This is a genomic window from Pseudomonas sp. SG-MS2 (assembly GCF_009933855.1).
GTDB lineage: Bacteria > Pseudomonadota > Gammaproteobacteria > Pseudomonadales > Pseudomonadaceae > Aquipseudomonas > Aquipseudomonas putida_E.
In genome coordinates this window covers 1-15,654 of the sequence record NZ_MOMO01000043.1, presented here as the reverse complement: position 1 = coordinate 15,654, position 15,654 = coordinate 1, and the positions used below count along the sequence as shown (strand labels likewise).

At 63.8% G+C, this 15,654-nt stretch carries 13 protein-coding genes, 1 tRNA gene and 1 pseudogene; 6 read left to right on the top strand and 9 right to left on the bottom strand.

Annotation, left to right across the window (positions count from 1 at the left end):
• The 3 genes from BLX42_RS03255 to BLX42_RS03245 all read right to left on the bottom strand — a co-directional run.
• On the bottom strand, nt 1-2,349 hold a 2,349-nt coding region (locus tag BLX42_RS03255; RefSeq protein ID WP_161871137.1), incomplete at its 3' end, for a DUF3772 domain-containing protein.
• 56 nt (nt 2,350-2,405) lie between these two features.
• On the bottom strand, nt 2,406-3,458 hold the full coding sequence (gene ada, locus BLX42_RS03250; protein WP_161871136.1) for a bifunctional DNA-binding transcriptional regulator/O6-methylguanine-DNA methyltransferase Ada: 1,053 nt from the start codon (nt 3,456-3,458) through the stop codon (nt 2,406-2,408).
• Between the two features lie 30 nt (nt 3,459-3,488).
• Complete coding sequence (locus BLX42_RS03245) at nt 3,489-4,115, bottom strand: DNA-3-methyladenine glycosylase (protein WP_046784581.1); 627 nt, start codon at nt 4,113-4,115, stop codon at nt 3,489-3,491.
• Nucleotides 4,116-4,284: 169 nt separating this feature from the next.
• Between BLX42_RS03245 and BLX42_RS03240 the strand changes: the two genes are divergently transcribed.
• From BLX42_RS03240 to BLX42_RS03230, 3 genes are all read left to right on the top strand, one after another.
• Complete coding sequence (locus BLX42_RS03240; protein WP_046784582.1) at nt 4,285-4,800, top strand: sigma-70 family RNA polymerase sigma factor; 516 nt, start codon at nt 4,285-4,287, stop codon at nt 4,798-4,800.
• Nucleotides 4,787-5,743 carry a FecR domain-containing protein gene (locus BLX42_RS03235; RefSeq protein ID WP_161871135.1) on the top strand — a complete coding sequence of 319 codons (957 nt, stop codon included), beginning with the start codon at nt 4,787-4,789 and terminating at the stop codon, nt 5,741-5,743. The genes BLX42_RS03240 and BLX42_RS03235 overlap by 14 nt, the downstream gene beginning before the upstream one ends.
• A gap of 95 nt (nt 5,744-5,838) precedes the next feature.
• The gene (locus BLX42_RS03230; RefSeq protein ID WP_161871134.1) at nt 5,839-8,313 is read left to right on the top strand and encodes a TonB-dependent siderophore receptor; all 2,475 of its coding nucleotides are present in this window, start codon (nt 5,839-5,841) and stop codon (nt 8,311-8,313) included.
• 95 nt (nt 8,314-8,408) lie between these two features.
• On the opposite strand, the gene BLX42_RS03225 is transcribed toward BLX42_RS03230, so the two are convergent.
• Nucleotides 8,409-9,569, bottom strand: coding sequence for an MFS transporter (locus tag BLX42_RS03225; protein WP_046784585.1), 1,161 nt, complete (start codon nt 9,567-9,569; stop codon nt 8,409-8,411).
• Between the two features lie 371 nt (nt 9,570-9,940).
• Nucleotides 9,941-11,152 (bottom strand): MFS transporter, encoded by a 1,212-nt coding sequence (locus tag BLX42_RS03220; protein WP_115273844.1) that lies wholly within the window; start codon nt 11,150-11,152, stop codon nt 9,941-9,943.
• A 180-nt stretch (nt 11,153-11,332) separates the two neighbouring features.
• On the opposite strand from BLX42_RS03220, the gene BLX42_RS03215 reads away from it, so the two are divergent.
• Complete coding sequence (locus BLX42_RS03215) at nt 11,333-12,265, top strand: FecR domain-containing protein (RefSeq protein ID WP_161871133.1); 933 nt, start codon at nt 11,333-11,335, stop codon at nt 12,263-12,265.
• Nucleotides 12,266-12,360: 95 nt separating this feature from the next.
• A tRNA-Met gene (locus BLX42_RS03210) sits at nt 12,361-12,437 on the top strand.
• 76 nt (nt 12,438-12,513) lie between these two features.
• Here the strand turns inward: BLX42_RS03210 and BLX42_RS03205 are convergent.
• Nucleotides 12,514-13,125, bottom strand: a complete 612-nt coding sequence (locus BLX42_RS03205) for a LysE family translocator (protein WP_161871132.1) — start codon at nt 13,123-13,125, stop codon at nt 12,514-12,516.
• Between the two features lie 145 nt (nt 13,126-13,270).
• Here BLX42_RS03205 and BLX42_RS03200 point away from each other — a divergent pair, with 145 nt between their 5' ends.
• Entirely contained in the window at nt 13,271-14,185 is a 915-nt protein-coding gene (locus tag BLX42_RS03200; protein ID WP_161871131.1) for a LysR substrate-binding domain-containing protein, read from the top strand.
• Here the strand turns inward: BLX42_RS03200 and BLX42_RS03195 are convergent.
• The 3 genes and pseudogenes from BLX42_RS03195 to BLX42_RS03185 all read right to left on the bottom strand — a co-directional run.
• On the bottom strand, nt 14,125-14,709 hold the full coding sequence (locus BLX42_RS03195; protein ID WP_177010242.1) for a D-Ala-D-Ala carboxypeptidase family metallohydrolase: 585 nt from the start codon (nt 14,707-14,709) through the stop codon (nt 14,125-14,127). The two genes, BLX42_RS03200 and BLX42_RS03195, sit on opposite strands and share 61 nt — an antisense overlap.
• A gap of 106 nt (nt 14,710-14,815) precedes the next feature.
• On the bottom strand, nt 14,816-15,271 hold the full coding sequence (rimI, locus tag BLX42_RS03190) for a ribosomal protein S18-alanine N-acetyltransferase (RefSeq protein ID WP_012316291.1): 456 nt from the start codon (nt 15,269-15,271) through the stop codon (nt 14,816-14,818).
• Nucleotides 15,268-15,654: pseudogene (locus BLX42_RS03185) on the bottom strand (energy transducer TonB); the annotation flags it as partial. The pseudogene BLX42_RS03185 and the gene rimI, both read right to left, overlap by 4 nt.

Here is a 15,654-nt window from a genome sequence, read left to right as displayed (position 1 = left end):
CTGCGGTGAAGACAGGGGAATGCCCTCATCACGCAAGCGCCCCAGGATGGTGAACAGCAGGTCGCTGCGCGCCCCTGACACCTGCCGCGGCCCCGCCACATAGCCGCTGACACTGATCACCATGCCGCTGGTCGTCAGGTCCTTGAAGGTTACCGAAGCAGCCGGCGCGTCCAGGATCGCCTCATGCTCGTGAAAGGCAGTCAGCAGCAGGTCGCGCACCTGGTTGGCATCGGTCTCCAGCGGCAAGGTCAGGGTGATGCCCACCACGCCCAAGGCATTGCCCATGGTCACGTTGCGCACGTTCTGCGAGATGAACTGCGAGTTGGGCACGATCACCGTGGAGCGGTCGGACATCTGGATCTCGGTGGCGCGCACGTTGATCCGGCGAATGTCACCCTCGACGCCCGCCAGGCTCACCCAGTCGCCCACCTTGACCGGGCGCTCGGTGAGCAGGATCAGACCGGAAATGAAGTTCTGCACGATCTGCTGCAAGCCGAAACCGATACCCACCGACAGCGCGCTGACTACCCAGGTCAGGCTGGTGAGGTTGATCCGCAGGGTCGACATCACCAGCATGGCCAGGAACAGGAAGCCCAGGTAACCGACCAGGGTTACCAGCGAGGCACGCATGCCGGCGTCCATGTCAGTTTCCGGCAGCAGGCGCTCGCTCAGCCAGCGCTTGAGCACACGGATACCGAGCATGCCGCCTAACAGCATCGCCACGGCCAGCAGGATGTCTTGCGGCACGATGTTCAGGTTGCCAAGCAACTTGCCACCGGTGCCGTCCCAATCGCCCAGGCTCAGCAGCAGCTCGCCGGGGCTGGTGCCCGACGGCATCAACGCCAGCATCACGGCCAGGAACAGCAGGACCGTGCGGCTGACACCGGTCAGGATGGTGCTGGCCTGGGCCTGATGGCGTGGTGCCAGGCCCAGCGACGACGCCAGCGCCAGGCCGCCGGGTTGACGCGGCGACAGCAGGGTTTCGCACAGATCAGCCAGGAAGGTGGTCAAAAGGTAGGCGCAGGTGGCGACCATGCTGATCCACAGCAGCTTGGCAGTGAGGAAGTAAGCCAGGGTGAGGTAGCCGGCCAGCAGCGTCAGCAAGATGAGCCCGACCCACACCACGATCACGAACGGGATCAGCCCTGCCAGGCCGGTCGGGCGCGCCAGCTCATGTTTGCGCAAGGTCCGGCGGTAACGTATGAGCGCCGCGGAGAAGATGGCGGCCACCACCAGCGCGGTCAGGCCGTTGGTGGCGACAGTCAGCGCCAGGCTGGTGCCGATCACACTGTTGATGCGCTCGAAGGTCAGCATCACCATCAGTGCCAGGGCCAGCAACTTGGGGAACCAACCCAGAGCACTGGCCACTTCGTCGGGGATCGGCGGCAAACGCCAGGAAGGCCGTTGCAGCATCAACATGGCCCGGCCAAGGCCGGTGATGAAGGCACTGAACACCACGAGCATGAGGAAGTGGTTGGTCAGGCTGGCCATGTCCGAGCCCAGCATGGCACTGCTTTGAAGGCCCCAACGCAGCAGCGACACGGCGCCGGCGATAGTGCCCAGGGTGGCCAGGCTCACGCTCAAGGCCAATGCGCTTCGGCGCAGGCGGCCTTCGGGCAGCCAACGAATCATGGCGGCAGCGAGCAGGCGCTCAAGGACCAGGCGGACCAGTGTCCAGACCAGGATCGCGGCCACCAGGCTAGTGATGAAGAACCCGCGGTGTTCAGCGCTCAAGGCACTGGCGACGGCATCGGCCGCCTCGCCGCGCAAGTCACGCAGGCGCATCACATCGTCCTCGGTAGGACGGATCAGCGACTGCCAGAAAGCCGGGCTCAGCGGGGTGGCCGCCCGGCTGGTCACTTGCGAGTTGAACTGGCTACGGCGCAGGTTGACGATTTGCGTGGACAGGTCGCGCGCCGACTGAGTCAGCTTGGTGGCCTGATCCTGCTCGGCGAGCACGGACTTTTTCTGCGCCTCCAGCTCCTTGCGCTGCAAGGCCAGGGTCGCGGCTTCATCCTTCTGTACCGGGCCGATGACCTTGAGCTTGTCGTCGAGCTTCTGCACGTCAGCAGCGCGCAAGGTGCTCAACGCATCGGCCTGTCGCTGGACCTGCACGGTAGCCATGCGCAGTTGCGAGAGCAGGTCGTCGTTGGCGTTGCTGGTCACGCCCTGACGAATCTGGTCGAGCCTGTCGCTCAACTGCTCGATACTTGCGTTTTCATCCAGCACCGGCAGCTCGCTGGCAACCAGGTTGGCAACCGGCACGGAAGCCGACCAGGCCGGCGACGCAAGCGCCAGCATCAGGGCCATTACACCCAGGTAAAATCGGGCAAGGCAGACACGCCTCATCGAACGTTCCTCATCACAAGGCTATTTGGCGGTGGATTCTACGCGGCTTGCGGCCTTCAGGAGAGTGCCGTTTCTCGCTCCAACAGTTGCCGCTTGCGCTCCACCCCCCAGCGGTAGCCGCTGATGTCGCCGTCTCGGCGCACCACCCGATGGCAAGGAATCGCCACGGCGATACGGTTGGCCGCACAAGCCATGGCCACGGCACGCACGGCTTTGGGCGCGCCAATGCGCTCGGCAATCTCGGTATAGCTTACCCGGCCGCCCAGCGGGACTTCGCGCAGGGCTTGCCAGACCCGCTCCTGAAACGCGGTGCCCTGCACATCCAGAGGCAAGTCCAGGCCCAGGGCGGGCGCCTCGACGAAGCCCACCACCTGCGCCACCAGTCGTTCGTACTCGGCATCGCCGCCGATCAGGCGAGCGTTAGGGAATTGATCCTGCAATTGCTCGAGCAGCGCTTCAGGTGCATCACCCAACAGGATTGCGCAGATGCCTTTTTCGCTTTGCGCCACCAGGATCGCCCCCAGTGAACACTGCCCTACGGCGAAATGAATGGCCATACCCGCGCCACCGGCGCGGTACTGGCGCGGGCGCATGCCCAAGCGCTGATCGGCGCTTTCGTAGAAACGGCTATTGGAGTTGTAACCGGCATCAAAGATGGCATCGGTCACCGATGTTTTCCCCTCGCCCAGCCGCTCGCGCAGGCGCCGGGCGCGGAAGGCTGTGGCATAGGCCTTTGGCGTGAGGCCGGTTTCAGCCTTGAACAGGCGGTGCAAGTGGTACGGGCTGACACCCAGTTGTGCCCCGAGCTGGCCGAGGCCGGGTGGATTGTCCGGGGTTTCGAGCAGGCGGCAGGCGCGGGCTACCAGTTCGCAGCGGCGAATGCTCGACGGCTTGGCCTGGCAGCGCCGGCAGGGACGATAGCCTGCGGCCTGCGCGGCGGCGGCATCGGTGAAGAATTCGACGTTCTCGCGTTTGGCCATGCGCGATTTGCAGCCGGGTTGGCAATAAATGCCGGTGGTGCGCACGGCGTAGACGAAATGGCCTGCTGCTGCCGCGTCGCGGGTGTAGACAGCTTGCCAGCGTTGTTCGTCAGTGGTGTAGGGGGTCATTGCGGTATGCCTCAACCAAGCTGATTCGTCTCAGGCCCGCCACAGATACCAGGCTGCCACCGTGCGGTGCGGACGCCACCCGGCGCCCAGCGACCGCATCTGCGCCGGCGTCGGCGCCTTGCCCAGCCCCTTGAGGCGACGATACCCCTCACGCACCGCAAAATCGTCCACCGGCAACACATCCGAGCGCTCCAGGCTGTAGATCAGCAGCATCTCGACGGTCCAGCGGCCCACGCCGCGCAAGGCAACCAGGCGCTCGATCAAGGCCTCATCGCTCATGCCCAATGCCTCTTCCCGGCACGGCACCGCCCCGTCCAGCGCGGCCTGGGCAATCCCGTGGATTGTCGCCAGCTTGCTCGCGGAAAACCCACAGGTACGCATCGTTTCCGGCGCCACCTCAAGCAACTGCCTCGGCGCGGGAAACCCATCGTCAGGAAACAGCGCCAGCAATCGCCCCAGTATCGCTTCGGCCGCACGGGCATGCAGCTGCTGGTAGGCGATCGCCCGTACCAGCGCCTCATAGGGCTCGCGCCCCGGTGTCGCCCGGTGCAGGCACGGCCCGGTCGCAGCAATGTGCCGCGCCCAGTCAGGGTCCAGCGCGGCCAGGTAATCGGTGGCTTCGCGATAGGCTTCAGGCGAGAGGTCGGCCAGGATCATCCATAGCTCCAGTGGGTTCAAGGCAGGACCAGCTTAGCCCAGCCACTGATCGTGGAAACGCCGAATCTTGCGCAGCTAATTCCGGGCAACCATTGCCCCGTGCCATCATCCATGCATAGAATTGAGAACTATTCACAGTCACGCATGCTTCCTGGGATCAGCCGCTACGATGCAGCTCAACGACACGCTCAAACCGGCCGAAGTCGCCCTGCTCTATCAGTCCCATCACGCTTGGCTACGTGGCTGGCTGCGCAGCCGGGTCGGCTGCCAGGAACACGCTGCAGACCTTGCGCAGGACACCTTCGTGCGCCTGCTGCGTGCACGCCAGGTTTCGCCGATCAAAGAACCGCGGGCTTACCTGAGCAGCATCGCTCGCGGCCTGATGATCGACCAGTTCCGCCGTCGCGCCCTGGAGCGCGCCTACCAGGAAAGCCTGGCCCATGTACCCGAAGGCGAAGTGCCCAGCGAAGAACATCGCCTGGTGATTCTGGATGCCCTCGAGCGCCTTGACCGTGCCCTGCACCAGCTCAGGCCCCGCGCCCGCCAGGCCTTTTTGCTGGCCCAGCTCGATGGCCTGAGCATCGCGCAGATCGCCCTTCGCCTTGGCGTTTCGCGTGCCACCGTGGAACGCGACCTGGCCAAGGCCCTGGGCGTCTGCTACCGGTTGCGCTATGCCGAGCTCTGATCAAGTACCCGCGCAGGCCCAGGTCGACCAGGCCATCGAATGGCTGGTGAAGCTGCGCTTCGACACCCCAAGCCCGGCTACCGAACAGCAGTTCCAGCAATGGTTGGCCCACCACCCGCACAACGCCCAGGCCTGGCAGCGGGTGAGCACCCTCAGCGACGAACTGGCGGGGCTCCCCAGCGACCTTAGTCGGCGCACCCTCGATGGCCGCCAACGCCAGCGCATCAACCGCCGTGACCACCTCAAACTGCTGGCGGTGCTGGCGATCGGCGGCACCGCCGGTTGGGCCGCGCGCGAGCCGCTCGGCCTGCCCGCCCTGATGGCCGACAACAGCACCGGCACTGGCGAACGTCGCCGGTTGCAGGGTAGTGATGGCAGCCAGATCCAGCTCAACACGGCCAGCGCCATCGACCTGCACTACAGCGCCGAGCTGCGCGAACTGACCCTGCTGCGCGGCGAAGTCAGCCTGGCCAGCAACCCTGGCGACAACCGCCCGTTCCGCATCACCACCCGGGTCGGCGCCCTGGCTACCCAGGACGGCCAACTGCTGCTGCGCGAAAACGATCAGGGCCTGTTGCTGGCCGTGCGCCGCGGCAAAGTCACCTTGTTCCCGGCCTCCCCTTCACCACGCGTGGTGCAGGCGGGCGAGGTGTTGCAAGTATCGCCGCACGGGGCTCACGCGCTTGCCTCGTTGCATGGCGACCCGTGGGGCTGGACCGACGGTGTGCTCAGCGTGCAACAGATGCCACTGGGCGAGTTCTGCGCCGAACTGGCCCGTTACCGCCCGGGCCTGCTGCGCTGCGCTGGCGAGGTGGCCGCGCTGAAGGTATCCGGCACTTACCAGCTGAACGATACCGAGCAGATTCTGCAACTGCTCACCCGCAGCCTGCCGGTACGTGTCGATTACCGCACACGCTATTGGGTCAGCGTCGGGGCTGCCTGATCTTTTTTGAAAAAGAATGAGGTGGAATCTCATTCTCGTCCGGCCTGAAGGAACAAAGCCCGAAAAGTGGTCTACGAAACCTTCAGGAGCGGTCCATGATCCACCCGTGTTCCCCCCGCAACGACAGGCTGCGCCACGCCGTGCGCGCCGCCGTGTTCGGCCTCGGCCTGGGCAGCGCCCTGGCACTGCCCGCACAGGTCGCGGCTGCACCCGCCAGCCAGCACCGGCAAATCGACTGGAGCATCCCCGCAGGCCCTCTGGCCCCGGCACTGGACCAGGTGGCCCGGCAAGGCGGCCTGAGCCTGTCGTTCGATGCGAACAGCCTGCAGGGCAAGACCACCCAAGGCGTGCAGGGGCGCCACGAGCCGGCCCAAGCATTGACCCTCGTGCTGATGGGCAGCGATGTGCAAGTGCAACAGGAAGGCGATAACAGCTTTCTGCTGATACCCGCACTGGACGCCGGTGGCGCACTGCAACTGGGTGCCACCAGCATTTCCAGCGATCGCCTGGGGGAAACCACCGAGCACAGTGGCTCCTACACGACCGGTGCGGTCACCATCGGCAAGACCGCACAAAGCATTCGCCACACCCCGCAGTCGGTGACCGTGGTCACCCGCCAGCGCATCGACGACCAGAACATCACCAACCTGACCAACCTGCTGGAGCAGACGCCTGGTGTGGTGGTGAACCTCACCGACAGCGAACGCGTGCAGTACTACTCACGCGGCTATGCGATCGATGCCATCCAGTACGATGGCGCCACCGTGGTACAGGGCAGCGGCGGTGGTTCATTCATCCAGAGCGATTCGGCCATCATCGACCGGGCCGAGATCTTGCGCGGGGCCACCGGCATGATTCGCGGCGCGGGTAACCCGTCAGGCACCGTCAACCTGGTGCGCAAACGCCCGACGCACGAATTTCAGGGCGAAGGCAGCGTCACCCTCGGCTCCTGGGATGCCCAGCGTTATGTCGCCGATATCTCCGGCCCGCTAACAGAAACCGGCAACGTGCGAGGCCGGGTGATCGCCGTACACGATGACAAGGACCATTTCCAGGACTCGCGCCAGGAGCGCAAAGAGGTGTTCTACGGTGTGCTGGCCTTCGATCTGAATGAAAGCACCACCCTGACCACTGGCCTTGAGTGGACCAAGCTCGATGCCACCGGCGCCTGGGGCAACCTGCCCGCCGACTATGATGGCTCGCCCCTTGCGTTTGGCCGCAGCACTTACCTGGGTGCCGACTGGAACCGCTGGGACCGCAGCAACCTGCAGACCTTTGCCGAGCTCGAACACCGTTTCGACAACGACTGGTCGCTCAAGCTGATGGCCCAGCGCACGCACTTCGAGCTGGATGACCACGGTTTCAAGCAGACCTACTTCACCCGTGCCAGCGGCGCTGCCAACCCCAGCAACAACCCCTACCTGATGAACTATCAGGTTACCGAGGGCGACGGCGGCGAGAGCCTGCAGAACAACCTGAGCGCCACCCTCAACGGGCCGTTCGAGCTGCTCGGTCGCAGCCATGACCTGATGCTGGGTGTCGAGCGCATTCGCAATGACTCCTACGCCTCGGCCACCAACTTCGTATCCTCCGGTGTTTTCGACATCCGCGAGTGGGACCCAAAGACCAGCCTGGCCGAACCGGACATCAACATAACCGCTCATCCGGTGCGCACGCGCACCACCCAGGAAGCGGCCTACGCCACCTGGCGCATTTCCCTGGCAGACCCGCTCACGGCAATCATCGGGGCGCGCGCCAACTGGTATGACTACGAGCAGGAAAACAACGTCAAGTCGAACGGCAAGTTCAGCGTCGACAACAAGATCGTGCCGTATGCAGCGCTGATCTACGACCTCAACGATAACTTCAGCACCTACGCCAGCTACACCGAAATCTTCAACCCGCAGACCGCCACCGACGTCAGCGGCTCGGTGCTGGAGCCCACCACAGGCGAAGCTTACGAGACCGGAATCAAGGGCGAGTTCTACGAGGGGCGGCTGAACACCTCGCTGGCGTTCTTCCGCATCTACCAGGTCGGCAACGCCCTGGATGACCTGAGCGGCCCCAACCCCTGCCCGCCCAACTACACCTCGGGCTATTGCAAGGTGGCTGCTGGCAAGAACCGCAGCCAAGGCTTCGAGCTGGAGATTTCCGGCGAAGTATTGCCAGGCTGGAACGTGACCGGTGGCTACACCTACAACACCACCAAGCAACTCAAGGACACCATCAGCAACACCGGCAACGCCATCCGCACCACCGACCCCAAGCGCATGCTGCGCCTGTTCACCAGCTATCGCCTGCCGGGCGAGCTGCAAGCGTGGACGGTTGGCGGCGGCGTGCAGGCGCAGAGCGATATCTACAACCGCAGCGGCAGCGCCGAGGCCTCGCAGGCGGGGTATGCGGTGTATAACGCGATGGTCAATTACCGGTTCAACGAGCATTACTCGTTGCAGCTCAATGCCAACAATATCTTCGACAAGAAGTACTACCGCCAGGTGGCGCCGACACCGACCGGGTATTACTGGGGTGACCCGCGCAATGTGTCAGTGACCTTGCGCGGCAGCTTCTGACCCAGGCTGCCTGGCCCCCACTACCCTCAAGGCCTCAGGTGCACCTGTAGGAGCCGGCTTGCCGGCAATAGGGCCAGCACTGGCAACAACAATCCTCAGTCCGCCACTGCCCGCAGCTTACCGGCCCGCCGGTACGACTGCCGGGCAAAGCACACGAACAGCCCCGCCATGATCGCCAGCGCCATCGGCAGCCCATGCGGCGCCACATCCATCGCCGCGCCGCTGACCAGCGGCCCGACCAGGCTGCCCACGCCCCACAAAAGGCCAACGCTGGCATTGGCGGTGACCAGGTCCTGGCCCTTGAAACGCTGCCCGATCAGCACCAGCGCCAAGGTATAGATACCCCCTGCCACAGCGCCAAGCACCACCAGCAGCGGCCATAGCAGCCAGGTCATGTCCAGCAGCCATGGCAAGGCAATACCGATCGCCATCGCCACCAGCCCGCACACCAGGTGCAGCCCGGTGCGCTCGACCCGGTCGGCCAGCCAGCCCAACGGCAACTGGAAAACCATGTCACCGGCGAACACCACCGTCACCATCAGCGCCGCCACGCCCACGGCAAAACCATGGCTGGTGGCATACACCGGCAGCAACGACAGCACGACCGCATCGAAGAAGGAGAAGAACAGCACAGCCACGCACAACGCCGGGGCGACGCGGAAGAAGCCCGCCAGGCCGAAGCTTTTCTCGCCCTCTTCACCATGCTCCACATGATCGTTGGGCACGGTCAGCACAATGCACAGCAGCGCCAGGCCATAGCAGAAGGTCACCACACCGGTGATCCACGGGCTGTTGGCGCCAATCACTGCGAGCATCGCCGGGCCGAGTACCTGGAAGCCGGTGAAGCTGGTGGCGTAAAGCGCCATGATCTTGCCGCGGTTGTGATCGGGGCACAGTTCGTTGACCCATGACTCGCCCAAGATGATCGCGATGCCCATGCCGATACCCAGGCCCAGGCGCAGCAGGGCCAGCATCCAGACCGAATCGAATGCCCATTCCAGCAAGGCGATGCTCACGGTGCACAGGCTGAAGCAAAGCAGGTAGATGGTGCGCCGGGTCAGGTACCGGCAACAGGCATCGACCATGAACGCCGAAAGCATCATCCCCGCAGCGGGGATGGCCGAGATGATGCCGATCTGCAAGGTGCCGGCACCGGCCTCATGCAGACGCAACGACACCAGCGGCAGGCTGGCCCCCAGGCTGAAGCCGACCACAGACACGGCGAACAGAAGGCCCGCCAGCAAACGCATGTTCATGTACCACTCCCAGCAAACTGAAAAGACGCGCAGATACAGGCGCCCAGGCGCACGCCGGGACGGCGGACGACGCAGGAGCGCAGGTCAGTTCAGGGCGAGGTGTGGCGAGAAGGTAAAGGCAAACAGCACACTGCGGCGACGCTTGAGCACCGTATCGCTCGGCCACGCGCGACGCATGGCCTGGAGGGCAGGCTGGCGGGCGTGTGGTAGGGACTGGGTACGGCACATTGCTTTGGCTACTACGCAGGTTGGGGAAAAGAGGCGGCACTCTAGGCCAAGCCAGGCTGAGCCGTCAATTGCCGGCGATTCAGCCGCTGCGGTCCATGGCACCGGCTTGCCGGCGATTGGGCTGCAAAGCAGCCCCTACGCTGTCAGCGCTTACCGGTATTGGGCAGAAACACGGCCAACAGGCCGAACAACGGCAGGAACGAACACACGCCATACACGTACTCGATACCGCGCAAATCCGCAACGTACCCCAGCAGCGCTGCGCCAATCCCGCCAAAGCCGAACATCAGCCCGAAGAAGACCCCGGCAATCATGCCCACACTGCCCGGTACCAGCTCCTGGGCGTACACCACGATCGCCGAGAACGCCGACGCCAGAATGAAGCCAATGACCACGCTCAGCACGGTGGTCCAGAACAGATCGGCGTACGGCAGCGCCAGGGTGAACGGCGCCACACCAAGGATCGAGAACCAGATGACCGCCTTGCGCCCGATGCGGTCACCGATCGGGCCACCAAAGAAGGTGCCGGCCGCGACCGCGCCAAGGAACAGGAACAGGTGCAGTTGCGAGCTGGCCACCGACAGGTCGAACTTCTCGATCAGATAGAAGGTGAAGTAGCTGGTGAAGCTGGCCATGTAGAAGTACTTGGAGAACACCAGCAGGCCCAGCACGACCAACGCCGCGATCACACGCTTGCGCGAGATGCCATGGGTGGCCTGCACCACCTTGCGCGCCTTGGCCTGGTTGAGATGCTCGGTGTACCAGCGGCGCAGCATCAGGGTCACGGCAAAGAACAGCAGGCCAGCCACGCCGAACCAGGCCACATGGGTCTGGCCGAACGGGATGACGATGGCTGCCGCCAGCAGCGGGCCGAAGGCCGAGCCTGCGTTGCCACCGACCTGAAAGGTCGACTGCGCCAGGCCGAAACGCCCACCTGAGGCCAGCCGCGCAATCCGCGAGGTCTCCGGGTGGAAGGTCGACGAGCCGATACCCACCAGCGCAGAAGCCAGCAAGATCATCGGGAAGCTGCCGACGAAGGCCAGCATGACGATACCTACCAACGTGCACAGGGTGCCGAGCGGCAACAGGTTCGGTGTCGGCCGGCGGTCGGTGAAGAAGCCGACCCAGGGCTGCAGCAGCGACGCCGTTATCTGGAAGGTCAGTGTGATCAGGCCGATCTGGGTGAAGCTCAGGTCGTAATTGGCCTTGAGCATGGGGTAGATCGCCGGCAGCACCGACTGGATGAGGTCATTGATCAGGTGCGCCAGCGCGCAGAAGGCGATGATGCGCATCACCAGTGGGTTGGCTTGGCTTGCCGAACCGGTGCTGGCGGTGGAGGTGCTGCTGATGGCCATGAGCTTGAGTTCCGTCCGCAGGTTTGGGATCCGATTATCAGGAAACAAATGGATACATAGCTACCTTTTTATCCCTCTATTACTGCGTACTTGCAAATAGTTCTCAATATATTTAGCATCCTCACACCTAATCCCCCGCAATTGTTGGGCGCAAACGCCCTTTAGCGAGCACATTTCAGCATGAGCCCGATGCCCGCCACGCAGATTCAGGCCGACGCCCAACAGGAAGCACTGGCGTGGTTCTCCCGCCTGCGCCAACCAGGCTGCGATGACCGGGAACGCCAGGCCTTCGCCCGCTGGTGCCAGGCCCCGCTCAATGCCCATGCCTACGCCGAGCTCGAAGCCTGCTGGCAGCAATTGCAAGCGCCACCGGCACGGCCTCGCCCGCGCCAGGTCACCGTGCGACGCAGCCACCTCGGCAAAGGGCTGGCATTGCTGTTCCTGCTGGCGCTGGCCGTGTTGGCGTACCTGTATTGGCCACTGATGCAGCGCCTGGGCAGCGAGCTGCACACTGGCGCTGGCGAGCGGCGCAGCGTACGCCTGGCCGATGGCTCAACCCTGCACCTGGACAGCGCGAGTGCACTGAATGCCGACCTGCGCGGGCGTACCCGCCTGCTGCAGGTTGTGCAGGGCCAGGTCGAGCTGCACGTGATGCTCGACGGCCGCGCCCTTGAACTGCAGGTGGACGATGCGCGTATCCAGGTATTCGGCACTCGCCTGATGGTGGCGCGCCATGCCGGGCATGACGAACTGGTGGTGCTCAATGGCAAGGCCATGATCGCCCAGGGTAGCGACCAGCGCATGGTGTCGGCGGGTGAGCGGGTGACCTTCACCGATGCCCGGATCAACCCCGTGCAGAAGGTCGATGTCAAAAACGCGAACGCCTGGCGCAGCGGCCACCTGCGCGCCATCGACATGCCGTTGGGCCAAGTCATCGAACGCCTGGCCAGCTACCAGGGCCGCCGCGTATGGATGATGGACGAACAGGTGGCCGATCGGCGGGTAAGTGGCGACTTCAACCTCGACCGCGCCGGAGAAACCCTCGACGCCCTGATTGCCGAGCAGCGCCTGCAGGTGTACAGCATTCTCGGTCAATGGCTGATCGTGCGCTGAAAACAGGCTGGGCGGCTAAGTTTTTGAAAGCGTGCAAATTTTTTTTGAAATGAGTGTTGACACAGGGGCATCACAAGGGAATAATGCGCGCCATCGGCTACATAGCTCAGTTGGTTAGAGCATAGCATTCATAATGCTGGGGTCCGGGGTTCAAGTCCCTGTGTAGCCACCAAACTTGAAAAGGGCTTACCGCAAGGTAGGCCCTTTTCTTTTGCCTGCAAAAAAGTTTGCACCCTTCTCTATCGCTTTCAGCGCACCCCCGACACCGCCACTGCCAAGCCAAGCCCTATCAGCGCTACACCAATCAGGCGGTCGACCAGCCGCTGGCGCTCGATCATTACCTTGCGCAACCCGGCGCAGGAAAAAAACACCGCCACCAGACTAAACCACGCCCAGTGGGCCAGCGACATGAACGCACCATAAGCGAAGTCCAGCGCCAACGGGCTACCTGGCTGCACGACCTGGGTGTAGGCACTGATCACGAACAGCATGGTTTTGGGGTTGAGGGCGTTGGTCAGGAAGCCCGTGCGCAAGGCAGCCAGCAGCCCCACAGCCGATTCCTGGCCATCAAGACTGATGCGGGTGGTGCTGGTCAGCGACTGATATCCCAGATAGATCAGGTATCCCGCGCCCAGCATTTTCATGGCCAGGAACAGCGCAGGGCTCTGACTGATGACCACGGCAATGCCCAACACCGTGTACAGCACATGCACCTGAACGCCGAGGGCTATACCCACAGCCGCCGCCAGGCCGGCCTTGCGGCCCTGTGCATAACTGCTGCGGGTGACCATGGCGAAATCCGCGCCAGGGCTGAAGACGGCCAGCAGGGTGAAAAGGGCGATAGCGAAAAGCTCAGTCACGAAGGAAGTCCTCGATAGGCGATGAAAATGCACAGATGTCGCCATTATCGAAATAGCAGTGAGCTGGGAAAATCGATTTATAGTTACGCGAATCCGCTAGTTTTTCTCACACAGGTGCCGTGCCGTCGCTGGCAACTTCAAGCCCATGAAACTTCCCCCACTCACTGCCTTGCGTTACTTCGACATCGCCGCCGAAACCGAAAGCTTCGTGCGGGCCGCCGAACGCCTGCACGTCACCCATGGCGCCGTCAGCCGCCAGGTTCGCCTGCTTGAGGAAAGCCTAGGTGTCGAGCTGTTCGAGCGCCGTAACCGGGCAATCTTCCTGACTCCGGCCGGTCGCGCACTGCACGGCACCACCCAGGCCATCTTCGAGCAACTCGAAAGCGCAGTGCAGCGCCTGCAGCAGCAGGAACCGGACAATGTGCTGGTCCTTTCTTGCGAGCCGACCATCGCCATGCGCTGGCTGATCCCCCGCCTGCCCCGCTTTCATGCCGCCCACCCGGACCTGCAACTGCACCTGGTGGCCGCCGGTGGGCCGCTGGACTTTGCCCGCAGCGGCGTTGACCTGGCACTGCGACGTGATGACTTCCATTGGCCGCCCACCCTGCACGCGCTGAAGGTCTGCGACGAATGGATCGGCCCGGTCAACCGCGATGGCGGCACCGCACTCGATGGCCAACGCCAGTTGCACAGCAACACTCGCCCCAGTGCCTGGCCCGCGTGGCTGCGCCTGAGTGGCCAGCAAGCGCGACACTGCCAACGCAGCGACTACGAACACTTCTACCTGTCACTGCAGGCCGCCAGTGCCGGCCTGGGCCTGGCGATCGCCTCGGCGCTGATGGTGCGCGACGAACTCGACAGCGGGCAGTTGCAGGCGCCATTCGGCTTTCTGCGCGATGGATCCGCCTATCACCTGCTAAGCCCGCAACCGCTGGATGACGGCGGCAAGCGCCAATGCTTTGCCGATTGGGTAGTGGGAGAAAGCCAGGCCTGCCTCGCTCACCTGGGCTTGCTGCAGAACGACGACGCCGCACTGCCATCACCGCCCCAGGTGCGATAACCCGCGGTATCGATATGGATGCGGCCTGTCGGGTAGCGCCCCAGCCCCATGCCCCAGGCCTGGCCATGCTGCTGCCAGAAGCGGCACAACGGGTTGGGGTCGGCCCAGGCCGGCAGGAGGATATCGACTGCGAAGGCACGGGTATGGGCACTGCCCGCGGCCCCACCTGCGCACCTGTTCAAGGCGGGGTCACGGTAGGCGGAGACCACTTCGAACTGGCGCAGGATGCCTTGCTTTTCCAGCGTATTGATCAGCGCCAGCGTAGAGCGCACCGCCGGCCAGTTGCCAGGCGGCGGCACGGCAAACGGTGAAGCCTTGCACAGCCGCCAGTCCGACGCCGAGCGCAGCAATTGATGAATCGGCACCACGCCATACAGGCGGGCGTCCACCAGCATCTCCCGAAAAGGGCGGGTGTGATGATCCCCGGCCCATTGCGCGAACATCCACAGGTCACGCTCATCGGCCTGAGCCACGCCACCCAGCATCACGCTTGCGGCCATCAGCAGCCATTTCGTCCTTCTCATCCCCGCTCCCTCTGCCCCAGCATGAGCACGGCCGCCCATCGGGGCGGCCATTACAAGGAGTTAAGCATGCACAAATTACTGGCAACAGAGCAGGAAGGATTGAAAGTCAGTCTTCGAGCAACGTACAAGCCATCACCAGCGCATCCTCGCGCCCGCCAGCCACCGGGTAGTAATCACGCCGACGGCCGATCTCGTTGAAGCCGTACCGCTCATACAAGCGATAGGCCGACTGGTTGCTGGCCCGCACCTCCAGGAAACACTCGCGCCCATTGAGCTGATAGGCCCGAGCCATCAGGTGCTCGAGCAAGCGCAAACCCAGGCCACGCCCCTGGTTCTCCGGCTTGACGGTAATGTTCAGCAGGTGCGCTTCGTCGATGATCACGTTGATCACACCATGGCCGACCTGCTGCTGACCATCGAACATCAACCACACTTCGTAGGACTTGAGCGCATCCTGGAAAATCCCGCGGGTCCAGGGATGGCTGAACGCGGCATATTCGATCTTAAGCACGGCATCCAGATCCGCCTCGGTCATGGGGCGGAAACTGATCGATTCACTCATTCAACGCTCTTCCAGCGCGCCATCAGCTGGCGCATCGCTTTCCAGACGTCCGCCTTGCGCTGCGGCTCGTCCATCAACAGTTCAAGGCCCGGCAAGGCCCAGGCATCGCCCAGACCGTCGAGCTTGAGTGCTTGGTAATAGGCCTGGGCGTCGGTATTGGCGGCAAAGCGCAAGGCCGGCATGCCGATCAGCCAAAGGCAGGTACAAGGGGCTTCTTCAAGGCGCGCCTGGATGAAACCCTGGACGAAATCACGCGCGGCATCCGGCCCCTGGTCCATGTTGCCACGCACCAGCAGCGGCCAGCGCACCGGCTCGCCGATGATCTGCGGGGCATCTGGCAGGCCTGCGGCGCGCAGCATGTCCTTGAGCAGCAGGTAGGATGG